The organism is Xanthomonas prunicola (genome assembly GCF_025266575.1).
GTDB classification, from domain to species: Bacteria; Pseudomonadota; Gammaproteobacteria; order Xanthomonadales; family Xanthomonadaceae; genus Xanthomonas; species Xanthomonas prunicola.
The window spans coordinates 2,628,970-2,642,169 of record NZ_CP096142.1 but is presented as its reverse complement, the minus strand read 5'-3'; the positions used below and the strand labels follow the sequence as shown (position 1 = coordinate 2,642,169).

Annotated in this window: 10 protein-coding genes; 5 read left to right on the top strand and 5 right to left on the bottom strand. The window is 61.3% G+C overall.

All coding sequences use genetic code 11. The features are described from left to right. Positions 1-86 precede the first annotated feature (86 nt). Both M0D43_RS11290 and M0D43_RS11285 read left to right on the top strand, forming a co-directional pair. Entirely contained in the window at positions 87-743 is a 657-nt protein-coding gene (locus tag M0D43_RS11290) for a DUF4097 family beta strand repeat-containing protein (protein WP_252164701.1), read from the top strand. Positions 744-905: 162 nt separating this feature from the next. After that, positions 906-2,717 carry a M28 family metallopeptidase gene (locus tag M0D43_RS11285; protein WP_252164700.1) on the top strand — a complete coding sequence of 604 codons (1,812 nt, stop codon included), beginning with the start codon at positions 906-908 and terminating at the stop codon, positions 2,715-2,717. Between the two features lie 325 nt (positions 2,718-3,042). On the opposite strand, the gene M0D43_RS11280 is transcribed toward M0D43_RS11285, so the two are convergent. The 4 genes from M0D43_RS11280 to M0D43_RS11265 all read right to left on the bottom strand — a co-directional run bounded on the left by M0D43_RS11280 (position 3,043) and on the right by M0D43_RS11265 (position 8,386). Then, entirely contained in the window at positions 3,043-3,489 is a 447-nt protein-coding gene (locus M0D43_RS11280) for a PepSY domain-containing protein (protein WP_252164699.1), read from the bottom strand. A gap of 300 nt (positions 3,490-3,789) precedes the next feature. Then, entirely contained in the window at positions 3,790-4,905 is a 1,116-nt protein-coding gene (locus tag M0D43_RS11275) for a glycoside hydrolase family 5 protein (RefSeq protein ID WP_252164698.1), read from the bottom strand. Between the two features lie 615 nt (positions 4,906-5,520). After that, positions 5,521-6,570 carry a glycoside hydrolase family 5 protein gene (locus tag M0D43_RS11270; RefSeq protein WP_252164697.1) on the bottom strand — a complete coding sequence of 350 codons (1,050 nt, stop codon included), beginning with the start codon at positions 6,568-6,570 and terminating at the stop codon, positions 5,521-5,523. Positions 6,571-7,342: 772 nt separating this feature from the next. Then, positions 7,343-8,386, bottom strand: coding sequence for a glycoside hydrolase family 5 protein (locus tag M0D43_RS11265; RefSeq protein ID WP_260807198.1), 1,044 nt, complete (start codon positions 8,384-8,386; stop codon positions 7,343-7,345). Between the two features lie 336 nt (positions 8,387-8,722). Between M0D43_RS11265 and M0D43_RS11260 the strand changes: the two genes are divergently transcribed. The 3 genes from M0D43_RS11260 to M0D43_RS11250 all read left to right on the top strand — a co-directional run bounded on the left by M0D43_RS11260 (position 8,723) and on the right by M0D43_RS11250 (position 11,620). Further along, positions 8,723-9,781, top strand: coding sequence for an NAD(P)-dependent alcohol dehydrogenase (locus tag M0D43_RS11260; RefSeq protein ID WP_252164695.1), 1,059 nt, complete (start codon positions 8,723-8,725; stop codon positions 9,779-9,781). A 193-nt stretch (positions 9,782-9,974) separates the two neighbouring features. Continuing rightward, on the top strand, positions 9,975-10,511 hold the full coding sequence (locus M0D43_RS11255; RefSeq protein WP_252164694.1) for a hypothetical protein: 537 nt from the start codon (positions 9,975-9,977) through the stop codon (positions 10,509-10,511). 95 nt (positions 10,512-10,606) lie between these two features. After that, positions 10,607-11,620, top strand: coding sequence for a hypothetical protein (locus tag M0D43_RS11250; protein WP_260807197.1), 1,014 nt, complete (start codon positions 10,607-10,609; stop codon positions 11,618-11,620). Positions 11,621-11,632: 12 nt separating this feature from the next. On the opposite strand, the gene M0D43_RS11245 is transcribed toward M0D43_RS11250, so the two are convergent. After that, positions 11,633-13,114 (bottom strand): glutamate synthase small subunit GltD family protein, encoded by a 1,482-nt coding sequence (locus tag M0D43_RS11245; RefSeq protein WP_252164692.1) that lies wholly within the window; start codon positions 13,112-13,114, stop codon positions 11,633-11,635. Positions 13,115-13,200: the final 86 nt, after the last annotated feature.

Below are 13,200 nucleotides of genomic sequence, written 5' to 3'. Positions count from 1 at the left end.
GTGACTTCAGGCAGGTGCGCGATTGTAGCCAAGCATGATGTTATCGCCGCCACGCCCCAGACAACCGCCGCCGCGCGAGGTTCAGCATGAAGCCCCAAATTCTTCTCCTGGCACTGTCCCTGGTCTGTACGAGCGCCTGGGCCGACGACGACATTAGCAAGGTCAACGGCCGCATCAGCGCAGACGCGGGCAAGTCCTATGGCGCACTGGAAACGGTGAACGGCTCCATCGAGATCGGTGCCGGTGCGCAAACCAAGAGCGTGGAGACCGTCAATGGCGGCATCCGCATCGGCGATAACGCGCGCACCGGTGGCGTGGAAACCGTCAACGGCGCAATTACGTTGGGTCAGAAGGTGACCGTGTCCGGCGGGCTGGAGACGGTCAACGGCAGCATCCTCACCGAGCGCGGAAGCCAGATCAGCGGTGGAATGGAAACCGTCAACGGCAGTATTGGATTGGTGGGAACCGAGCTCGGCAAGGGCATCGAGACCGTCAACGGCGATATCACGGTCGGGGTGGGCTCGCATGTGCGCGGCGGCATCAAGGTGACCAAGCCAAGCTTCGGTTTTTCGTTCCAGACCTCGCGCACGCCGCGCGTGGTAATCGGCCCGGGCGCGGTGGTCGATGGACCGCTGCACTTCGAGCGCGAGGTCATCCTGTACGTGCACCGCAGCGCCAAGATCGGCGCGGTGAACGGCGCCACGGCACGCAGCTTCGACGGCGACGTGGCGCCGAAAGACTGACGCGTTCGGCACGCACCCGCCCGTGCGTGCGTCGGACCGAGGGCGCCTGCTTCAGGCGCCCTGCCCGGCGTGCATTGCTGACTGCAGCACACCCAACCGCGCGCTCACCTCACCATGCGGCGTACGCACTAAGATCGGGATTCCGCCGCACGAGGAGTTCCGATGCCCCGCAAGATTCTGTTGTGCCTGGCCGCGACGCTGGCCCTGGCCGGCTGCAAACGCGAACCCGCCGATGCGCCCAGCGCGCCTGCCACGCAGACGCCGACCGATAGCGCGCCCAGTGCGCCGGTCAGCCGCCACACCTTCTCCCCGGAACTGACCACCGGCGATTTCGCCGAACTGGTCAAGACGCTGGCGTCGGACGACTTCGAAGGCCGCGGCCCGGGTACGCCCGGCGAAGAAAAGACCGTGACCTATATCCGCGACCAGATGCAGCGCATCGGGCTGCAGCCGGGCAATGGCGACAGTTGGTTCCAGGAGGTGCCGATGGTGGAAACCACCGCCGATGCATCCACCGCGCCCAGCCTGCGCAGCGGCGACAAGACCCGGGCCCTCGCCTTCGGCACCGACATCGTGGTCGGCACGCGGACCGGCCAGGCCGAGGTCAAGCTGGACAACAGCGAGCTGGTGTTCGTCGGTTACGGCGTGGATGCGCCCGAGCAGCAGTGGAACGACTACGCCGGCCAGGATTGGAAGGGCAAGACGGTGGTGATGTTCGTCAACGACCCGGGCTTCCACACCGACGATCCCAAGCTGTTCGACGGCAAGCGCATGACCTACTACGGGCGCTGGACCTACAAGTTCGAAGAGGCCGCACGCAAGGGCGCGGCTGCGGCGTTGATCGTGCACGACACCCCCGGCGCCAGTTACGGCTGGGACGTGGTGAAAAATTCCTGGTCCGGCCCGCAATACGATCTGCCGGCCAAGGGCGACCCGGACCCGCGCCTGCCGGTGCAGGGCTGGATCAGCGCCGACACCGCCAAGCAGCTGTTCGCCAACGCCGGGCTCGATCTGGCCCAGGCCTACAAGGATGCCAGCAAGCGTGGTTTCAAGCCGGTGCCGTTGAAGGCCAGCTGGTCGGTAGACCTCAAGAGCACCATCGCGGCGAAGACCTCGCGCAACGTGGTCGGCGTGCTGCCGGGCACCAGCCACGCCGATGAGGCGGTGCTGTACATGGCGCACTGGGATCACCTGGGCAAGCATCCGGGCGAAAGTGGCGACAACATCTACAACGGCGCGGTGGACAACGCCACCGGCGTGGCTGGCATTCTGGAAATTGCCGATGCATTCGCGCATCAGGATCCCAAGCCGGCGCGATCGGTGGTGTTCCTGGCAGTGACGCTGGAAGAATCCGGCCTGCTCGGTTCCAAGTACTACGTGGCCAACCCGAGCTTCCCGCTGGACAAGATCGCTGCGGTGATCAATCTTGATGCCATGTCGGTCGCTGGACGCGCGCGCGATGTCACCGTGGTGGGCATGGGGAGCTCGGAGCTGGAGGACATCCTCAAGCCGATCGCCGCGATGCAGGGCCGCACCCTGCATGCCGAAGCCACGCCGCAAAGCGGCTCGTATTTCCGTTCGGATCACTTCAACTTCGCCAAGGCTGGCGTGCCGGCCTTGTATGCCGACGGTGGCGAAGACCTGCGAGAAGGCGGCACCGCCGCCGGACGTGCCGCGGCGGCGGATTATGGACGCCATCGCTATCACGCGCCTGGGGACGAATACGACGCCGCCACCTGGAAGCTTGATGGCACCATCGAAGACCTGCAGGTGGTCTATGGGGTGGGTAAGGACGTGGCGGCCGGCGAACGTTGGCCCAATTGGTACCCCGGCAACCCGTTCAAGGCCGCACGCGACCGCATGATGGCCAACAAGCCCGGTGCAAGCGCGGCGACTGCGCAGCCGGCTGGCGCAGTCGCCAGCGACGCTGACACCACGGGCTCGACGACGACCAAGGCCAAGTCCCCACGCTGAGGCCTGCGGTGGCATTGCTGCCGCGCGTTGGCAGAAATGCACCAGCAATGCGGTTCGCCACCGGCAGAGAGCAACAGCTGTCATGCAAAGGGCCTCCATTCGGAGGCCCTTTGCGTTGCTGTGTCATGTCAGGCGTTTGGCCGATGGCCTGGCCACGTGATCCAAACATGATCTCGCGCTATCGCTTGAGTGCGGCAGCTGCATGCACTCGCCAATACGTGCACGCCGAATCGATCAGTGGAGTGGCAGTGGCGGCGGTGGCACCTGCATCTGCACCCACCGACCTGCCCTACCCGCCAAGCACGCAAGCGCGATGTGCTTGCCCTCAATCGGCATCCACGCTCACCACGTGTCCATCGTCCGGATCCACGTGCAGTTCGACCTTCTTCCCACTGCGCTTGGCATCGGCCTTCCACAAGCCGTCCTTGAATTTGAGGTCGTGCACGTCGGCATAGCCGCCGGTGGAGAGCGCTGCGCGCACATCGGCTTCGCTGAGCTTGGACGTGGTCTGGTCCCCGTAGACGCGGCCAGTGACCGGGTCGATGTGCACGTCCACGTCCTTGCCATCGCCACTGCGCGCATCTGCGGTCCATACGCCATGCTCGAACTTGACGTCGTGCACCTTGGTGTAGCCCTTTGCAGTGAGCATGCTGGTGACCTCAACGGAGGTGAGCGCCCTGGCCGGCTTGTCGGCCGTCGCCTGTGCGAACGCACCGTGCGACACCAAGGCAAGTGCGCCGATCAGCGCGGTTTTCATCAATCGCTGTGTCATGAGAATGCTCCTGCAGTGAAGTGTGTCCATGCTGACCGGCAAGCGATCGCCATCAGGTGAAAACTTGCAAGCGACCATGACGCAGCTTCAGTAAGCTGAAATGCAGGGATGTCCATTCACTCCCGCTACACGCATCTTTTACATTGCCACTCATCAACACGGTGAGCGCGCATCCACCGCGCACGGCTGCAACGCGGCGAACGCGCAGTGCCTGCTCGCCTTATCGCAGGCGATTCGCGTCCACACGCGCTGCGTGTGTCCCAAGAAAACGCAGCCGCCTCACGGCGGCTGTGTGGTTCGTCAGCGTGTGGTGCGTGCGGTAGCTGTGCGTGCAGCAGAACCCCCTGCGGCGGTAGCGCCAGCAGCGCGCGTCGCCAGCGCAGCCTGCGGCGACAGGATCGACATCTGCGGTTTGTCGGTGCCGTCCTTGTTGGGATGCACGTTGTACGAATAGGTGATGTTCCACCACAAACCGGCTGCCCACCAGGTCCAACCCAGCCACACATCTGCATTGGTCTCCATGTACGCCAACATACCTTGCAGCGCCTGGTTGCAGACCGCGTTGCTGGCGGTACCGAATTCGGCCAGGAAGCCTCGCTTGTGGTTGATACGCAGCCATTCGGTGAAGTTACGCAAGCGATCGGCGCCAATCGTGGCATTGACACAGGTGGCGCTGGTGCCGCTGGAATCGGCATCCAGGTATTGATGCACTTCGAAGGCGTAGCGATTGAGCGGGTCGTAGATCGACGCCAGCGCAGTGGCGTTGGAGTAGCCATCGGAGGTGGGGGAATACCAACTATGTGCGCCTGTCCACAATGCACCTGGCACCAAAATCAGATTGTTGGCGCCGGTCCTGCGGATCGCATCTATGGCCGCCTGCGCTGCGCCGGCCCATTCGCTGGCCGAAATATTGTTGGGTTCATTCATCAGCCCGAACATCACCGCATTGTCGCTCTTGAATGCCAGCGCAAGGCGACGCCATACATCGGTAAACGTGGACACCGGTACTTCCGGGCTACCGATCTTGTAGCCGTAATACTTGGCGTAGTTATGGATATCAATCACCAGATACATGCCGGCTGCCTTGGCGCGTGCCACCGCCTGTTGCACCAACGCCAGCTGCGTCGGATCCAGCTCACCACGCGCGGTAGGCTGCAGTCGTTCCCACAGGATCGGCAGCCGAATGGTGTTCATGCCGACGCCGGCGAAATAGGTGTAATCGCTGGCCGGGGCGTACATATAGTCCTTGTTGAGGACGCCGGGCTTTTGGGACGATGCGAACTCGGCACCCGAGAGATTGACGCCGGCATAGGTGAGCGCGCGCGTCTGCGCGTGAGCAAGCGGCAGGCTGCCGAACACGATGAAAAGCAGCGCATAGCGCACTAGCGTGCGCAGCGAGAAAGACGCAGCAGACATGAAACGACTCCTTCGACGGCGGGCGGGGAGATGCAGGTCTGCGCTTACGCGTTATGCGATGCGCTGCATCCGCCGGAATCAATGCATCTGCTGTGCCCAATTGCTGCGCACACTCCATAGCACGCCAATCCGCGAACTGCATCGCAGTCACACTCTGGTAGGTGCGCTTTTGAGATTGATAGGCCGCACAAAAATCGCAGCAAATGGCGCCGTGTTTTCGCAATTAAGGCGTGTTTTTCGCAGCGCTGTCGATTTTGCGTCGTATGGACGTGTTCGCCGCCAGCAGCATGACGTCATCTCTATGACGCCATGCCGTTTTGAAAAACGAAGGCGATGCGGCAACGAATGCATCGACCTGTCTATTGCAGGTGCGACGAATAGCTGCCGAAACTCTGCAACGCCCAGTCAAGCGAGAAGTGCGCGCTCGCAGCTGGATATACGAGTGATGTGTGTTGCGCCAATTGCGTGGTTTGTTGTTGCGCGTAGAACAGCCGAAGAAACGATGGTGCAGCCGCCAGGCGGGCACGGCCGGGGCTCGGCGTGCACCACGTGCCCGCTCCGGTTGCTGCGCCATCCACACCGCCTGACGACGATTGCTAGTTGCGTTGGCCGCGCTTAATCGGTAATCCGATGCGCATGCGCGCTCAATATCGACATCTGCGGTTTGTCGTGGCCTTGCGCATCCGGATGCACGTTGAACGGATAGGTCGCAGGCCACCACGCACCTGCCGCCCAACAGGACCAGCCCAGCCAGACATCGCTGTTGGATTCGATGTAGCCGAGCATGCCGTTGAGCGCGAGATTGCAGGTGACATTGTTGCCGGTGCCGAATTCACCAAGAAATCCGCGTTTTTTGTTCAGACGCAGCCATTCGGTGAAGCTGCGCAGCCGCTCGACCCCGACCGTGGCGCTGACGCACTCGCCGCTGGTGCCACTGGAATCGGTATCCAGGTATTGATGCACTTCGATGGCATAGCGATTGAGTGGATCGCGAATGGATGCCAGCGCCACCGCATTGGACTGCCCGGCCACGGTGGAGTACCAGCTATGCGCACCAGTCCAGAGCGCACCAGGCACCAGAATTAGATTATTGGCGCCGGTTTTGCGAATGGTGTCGATCGATGCCTGTGCGGCCGCCGCCCATGACTGTGGCTTGATGTCGTAAGGCTCATTCATCAGCCCGAAGATCACGGCGTTGTCGCTCTTGAAGGCGATCGCCAGTCGACGCCACAGATCGTTGAAGGTGCTGATCGGCACTTTGGTGCTGCCGATGGTGTGGCCGTAATACTTGGCGTAGTTGTGCACATCCACGATCACATACATGTTTGCCGCCTTGGCATTGGCGACCGCTTGCCGGATCAGGGCCAGCTGTGCCGGGTCCAGCTCGCCACCAGCCTTGGGCTGCAGGCGTTCCCACAGGATCGGCAAGCGAACGATGTTCATGTGCTTGCCGGCGAAGTAAGCGTACTCATCGGCCGTCGGGTAGTGGTAATCGACGTTGAGGACGCCCGGTTTTTGCGAGGATTTGATTTCGGCGCCGGAGAGGTTGACGCCTGCATATTTCAGGCTGTTGCTCTGCGCCTGCGCGAGCGGCATGACGGCAAGCAATAGCAGAGACAGCGCCCGGCAATGCGGCCGGCGCGTACGCGTGGTGGGGGATGGCATGGGGGACTCCTGAGACTTCTGCGTGCGAGAGACGTGTGCAAGTCGCGCTGATGCGAGCATGAGCTGGCTCGATGTAAGGCAGCAACGCGTCCATCACCAGACTAGGCGTAAGCGCCCGCACAAACTACGGGTGTGAAGGATCAATCCACCAAGCTGTGCAGTGACGCGCAGTTATTCTGTCGGCACGCGCACGCATGGCGCGCAAACGCAGCGATTTCTTGGGCACGCTTCAATCGAAATAACAGTGCACCATGATGTAATCAATGAGGTGCTGCACATCGCGAACGCATGCTGCTATTTCCGTGCAACGTTTCGCTCCTCCGATGTTTCGATCGCGATACCTCGCTCCACTGGCAACGCAACGTTTGCGTGCATTGCGCACATCCCACTTGGAGACAGTGCTTAGCCGAGCGTGCGCAAGTAGATGCGATGGGCGACATTGGATGACATCGCTTGCAGGCAGCGCACGTACATCGGCACCAGTGCGTCGCACCAGGCCATAGGGAGGGTCAGCGTTGTCCTGCCACTTGCGCGCGCGCATGGGAGATATCGCCGACACGCATGCCTAGCTATCTCAAGTCATCGAGAGCGCATGTGGCAACTGCAGCACGTTGGGCTGGTGATAGATCACCCACATCTTCTGCGATGTGCACGCCAGCCAGCTGCTGCCCGCTTTTTCTTCGTCAGAGACTGCGCCGTGCGGCACACGAGAATAGACACACAAAAAGTGGCCGCAACAGCAGTTGCGACCACTGTCTAGCTGCGTCGCAGATTACTTGCCGGCGCGGCGTGCGTACTTGCTCAGGATCGCCATCTGCGGTTTGTCGCTACCGTCCTTGCCCGGCTGCACGGTGAAGGGGTAGTCCGGCTTCCACCATAAACCAGCCGCCCACCACGTCCAGCCCAGCCACACGTCGCTGTTCTTTTCCATGTAGGTCAGCATGCCTTCCAGCGCCTTGTCGCAGACGGGATTGTTGGCTGTGGCGAATTCACCCAGGAAGCCCTTCTGCTTGTTCTCGCGTAACCACGACGTAAAGCCCTGCAGCTTTTCCTGGCCGACCGAATCGCTGGTGCACACCGGCTTGGTGCCGCTGTAGTCCTTATCCAGGTATTGATGCGCTTCGAAGGCCAGGTTGTTGCCCGGGTCCTTGACGATCTCCAGCGCCTTCGCGTTGGAGACGCCGTAGCTGGTGCTACGCCAGCTGTGTGCGCCGGTGTAGGCGGTGCCCGGCACCAGGATCAGATTCTTCGCGCCGGTCTTGCGGATCGCATTGATCGCCCCCTGCGCAGCATTGGCCCAGTCGGGTGCGGAAATGCCATTGGGCTCATTCATCAGCCCGAAGATCACCGCCTTGTCGTCCTTGAACTCCAGCGCCAGCCGGCGCCACAGATCGGCCAATGCGCTGGCCGGCACATCGTTGGTGCCGATGCGCTGGCCGTTGTACGTGGCATAGTTGTGCAGATCCAGAATCAGGTACTGCTTGTTGGCCTTCGCTGCCTCAAGCGACTTCTTGATCAAGCCCAATTGCGCCTGGTCCAGCGGGCCATTGAGCTCGGGCTGCACGCGTTCCCACAGGAAGGGCAGGCGGATCGTATTCATGCCCTTGCCTGCGAAATAGCTGAAGTCCGAGGGGGCAGGGTAGGTGTAGTCCTTGAACAAGGTGCCGGGCTTCTTGCGCGAGTTGAACTCGGCGCCGGACAAATTGACGCCGACATACTTCAGGCCAGCGGTGTCCTTCTTGGGGCCGCCAGGTTCCTTGGCCTGGACCAACGGACTGGCAGCGAGCAAGGTCAGCGCGAGCGCAGCGCTGCGCAAACGAGGGAAGTGCGGGGAGTGCGGAACATGGGAGTCTCCTTCGGCATCGACATGGGCGGCCGCGGGGAGGGTACGGCCAGTGCAGATGGTGCAGGGCGATCAGTTGCTGCGTGAGCCTAGGAGCTCGCACGTTAGCGCGCCATTCACGCGCATCGCGCGGATTTGACCGCATCCGAACACGCGAAAGGCGCATCATGCCGCCGCGGTCGCGCTCGCAAGAGACCAGGTAAGACGCACTGTCGCAGGAGTGCGACGTTGCTGCGTTTTAAGCTAGCGATCCTTTCTTCGTGTTGTCGGCGCACCTTGCCGACGACGCAACACCCCGGAGTCTTCCCCATGAGTACAGCCCACGCCTACGCTGCCCAGGCCGCCGATCAACCACTGGCCCCGTTCGTGTTCGAACGCCGCGCGCCCGGTCCCGACGATGTGCAGATCGACATCGCTTATTGCGGCGTGTGTCACTCGGATCTGCATACCGCACGCAACGAATGGCACAACACGCGGTATCCGTCGGTGCCGGGCCATGAAATCGTCGGCCGTGTGACTGCGGTGGGCAATGCGGTCACCGGCTTCAAGGTCGGCGACCTGGCTGGCGTCGGCTGCATGGTCGACAGCTGCCGCAGCTGCGCCTCCTGCCAGGAAGGCGAGGAGCAGTACTGCGAAGCCGGCTTCACCGGCACCTATAACGGGCCGATGTTCGGCGGCGGCGAGAACACCTATGGCGGTTACTCCGACCATATCGTGGTCGACCAGAAATACGTCCTGCGCATCTCGCACACCGATAACCTGGCTGCCGTAGCGCCGCTGCTATGTGCCGGCATCACCACCTATTCGCCGCTGGCGCATTGGAAGGTGGGCCCGGGCCAGAAGGTGGGCGTGGTCGGCCTGGGCGGCCTGGGCCACATGGGCGTGAAGATCGCCAAGGCGATGGGCGCCACCGTGGTGCTGTTCACCACCTCCGAGAGCAAGCGCGCCGATGCACTACGCCTGGGCGCCAGCGAAGTGGTGATCTCCAAGGACGAGGCGCAGATGGCGGCGCAGTACAACACCCTGGATTTCATCCTCAACACCGTAGCCGCCCCGCACAACCTGGACCCGTTCCTCAATGCGCTCAAGCGCGACGGCGCCATGGTGCTGGTGGGCGTGCCCGAGGAGTCGCATCCGTCGCCGAGCGTGTTCAACCTGGTGATGAAGCGCCGCACCCTGGCCGGCTCGCTGATCGGCGGCATCCGCCAGACCCAGGAAATGCTGGATTTCTGCGCCAAGCACAACATCGTCTCGGACATCGAAACCATCCGCGCCGACGAAATCAACGCCGCCTACGAGCGCATGCTCAAGAGCGACGTGAAGTACCGCTTCGTGATCGATATGGCGACGTTGGATAAGGCGGCCTGAGTCGCGGTTGGATCAACTCTAGTGTCACCGCTTGCTTCGTAGAACGCATGCGGTGACATGCGTTGGTGCAGCCAGCGTCGAAGTTAAGTACTAATAACTGAAACCTAGAAGGGGCTAATTTGCATTCAGGACCCCAGGCTCGATAGATTCGCAGCTTCTGCGATAGCGACAGAGCACCCTGGGGATGGTGGCGATGAGGCAGATTGACCTTGAAGAGGTGGCGCCATCTTTAGGCTCGTTGACAGAGGAGTGGGGCCGGGCGATTTGTCAAGCTGCAGCTCATTGCATGACCGAAAGGTCTCACGCTAGTGGGGTGGAGCTTTGCTCCGACGGGATGGGTAGCCCAAATTTCGCAGTGCATTGGGCGCATTTCAAAGATGCCGCAAAAGTTGAAGCGACATGGTCCGATCTTCAGGTTGCTGTTGAACATGGAGCATATGCAATTGCCCTTGCCACAATTGACGTTGAGTATGGATTGAAGGTCGTACAGCGCTCAGCCAAAGGCACCGGGTTCGACTTTTGGGTTAGAGACCCAGCCAAACCTGGGATTCTGATGCAAGGCGCTGAACGCGTAGAGGTGAGTGGAATCTTGTCTGGTACAAAGTCAGATGTATCTGGACGACTCAGCGAAAAAATCAAGCAGATGAATCAGAGTTCTTACATGGGCTTGCCAGGCCATGCTGTAGTTGTTGAGTTTGGCAGGCCACTAGTGAAGGCAGCAAAGACGTGAACGTGGAAGCTAGTCATTCCGAGGCTATGAGGCTGTACGAACAAGCGCTTTCATTGCGAGCGCAGGGTGACTTCAGCTCATTCCAAGAGAATGCGGTGCTGGCCCTTCAGCAAGAGAAACGTGCCGCATACGAATACGAAAAGCTTAGTGGAGATGAGCCAACACGTAGCGTTCTTTTCCGTAGCGCCGCCACAATTGCTATTGAAGCAGGTAAGTACGAAGAGGCCCTTGAGATAGCGGGAGCGGGACTCGCGAGGCGGGGGCCGATTGTCTCGGAGCTCGTGTCGTTAGTTAAGGACGCGGAATTTAGAAGAAATCTCCGTGCAAATAATCAGCGCCTTTCTGACGAAACATTAAGGCTTAGCTTAGATGGCTGCGCTGTTGGATTCGGCTTCGTGCCTTACCAGAAATTTCAACACCGAATCGATGCGCTTTCAAAAATGATTCGTAGAACTTTTGATCGACTTGATGGAGTTGATTTTTCAGATTCCGTGCGAAGCAAGGAAACGGTTAAAGTTTTCTTGGGCGCGCCGATGGCTGGCAGTTTTGCGGTTGACGTTCGCGTTGGGGAGCTTCAGCAAACGAACTTCCCGTGGGCAACGGGGAGGGTGCAGACGGCTGAAGTGCTAACGGAGATCGTCAAGGGAATGCGTGCTTTTGAAGATGGCAACTTATCAGGTTTAAATAATCTGATTGAGGATGAAAGCTATCGCCGAAATTTTGCAGAGCTTGGGAGGCAGATTATCCCAGATGGCTCAGATGTAACTGTTGTTACTTTAGAAAGTAGTACAAGGTCGCATAAAAGGGATTTGGTGCGATTAAAGGTTTCTCGTAAAGCGATGCATACGCATACGAAAACTTACTCACAAAATCTATCAAAAAATGCGGAAATCGTAGGTGTCTTAAGAGGCGCACGCCAGCCAGATGACGATTCGAGTTTTGTAGAAGTTCTTGATGAAGAAGGTAAGTTTCATAAAATTCGTGTGGCTGAAGAATTAATGGCCGATATTGTCCGCCCTTTGTGGGATAAGCGAGTAATCGCAAGTATCTTCAAAAAAGGGAGTCATTGGGAGCTAGAGCATATGGCGCCTGCAGAAAGCGCGGATTGAAGTACAAATTCCTCACGCCGCAGCCGGCTCCTTGACCTGCGCTTTCACGCCCAGCAGCTGCACGATGCTGCCGGCCGCGTCGCGGCCTTCGGCCACGGCAGTCACCACCAGGTCGGCGCCGCGCACGCAATCGCCGCCGGCGAACAGGCGCGGGTTGCTGGTCTGGTAGGGCAGGCGGCCGTTGCCGTCGGATGGGGCGACGATGCGGCCGTTGTTGCCGGCTTCCACGCCTTGCGAGGCCAACCAGTCCGGCAGGGTCGGCGAGAAGCCGAAGGCGATGATCACCACGTCCGCTTCCAGCAGCGATTCGCTGCCTTCCACCGGCACCGCGTTGCGGCGGCCGCTGGCGTCGGGTTCGCCGAGGCGGGTTTCCACCACGGTCACGCCGATCGCTTCGTCGTCGGCGCCGGATTCGATCGATAGCGGCTGGCGGTTGAACAAAAAGCGCACGCCTTCTTCGCGCGCGTTGGCCACCTCGCGCGCCGAACCGGGCATGCTGGCTTCGTCGCGGCGGTAGGCGCAGGTGACCTTGGCCGCGCCCAGGCGGATGGCGCTGCGCACGCAGTCCATGCCGGTGTCGCCGCCGCCCAGCACCACCACGCGCTTGCCGTTGAGATCGGGCAGCGCCATCTGGTCTTCCCAGCCGGCGATAGGCCGGCCGTGCGGGTCGTTGCCGCCGACGATGCGGCTGTTCTGCACCAGGAACGGCAGTGCCGGCAAGACGTTCTTCAGGTCCTGGCCGGGCAGGCCGCCATCGGTGTAGCGGTAGGCGCCGGTGCCCAGGAACACCGCATCGAACTCGCCCAGCAGTTGCTCGATTGTGACGTCGCGGCCCACTTCCACGCCCAGGCGGAACTGCACGCCCATGCCTTCGAGGATCTCGCGGCGCTTGCCGATCACCGACTTGTCCAGCTTGAAGCTGGGGATGCCGAACTGCAGCAGGCCGCCGATCTGCTCGTAGCGGTCGTAGACCACCGCCTCGATCCCGGCACGCACCAGGCGGTCCGCGCAGGACAGGCCGGCCGGGCCGGCGCCGATCACCGCCACCCGCCAGCCGCTCGGCTGCACGTTGCCCAGGTCCGGGCGCCAGCCCATCTTGAAGGCGGTGTCGACGATGTATTTTTCCACCGCGCCGATGGTGACCGCGCCGAATTCCTCCAGCGTGCAGCTGCCTTCGCACAGGCGGTCCTGCGGACACACCCGCCCGCACACTTCCGGCAGCGGATTGGTGGAGTGGCACAGCGCGGCGGCTTCTTCGATGCGGTTTTCCTGCACCAGCTGCAGCCACTGCGGGATCGCGTTGTGCACCGGGCATTTCCAGCTGCAGTACGGGTTGCCGCAGTCCAGGCAACGGCCGGACTGGTACTGCGCGTCGGCCTTGTCGAACTTGCCGTACAACTCGCCCCAGTCACCGGACGTACGCAGCTCCACCGGAATGCGTGTGGGCATGGTCCGGGGCAGGTCGAGGAATTGGAAGGCTTGCTTGCGGCTCATAGGGCTGGAATCGGGAATCGGGAATGGGGAATGGGGAATGGGGAATCGCAAAGGCGGTTCTGCGAGACGGGAGTGGAGCCGACGAA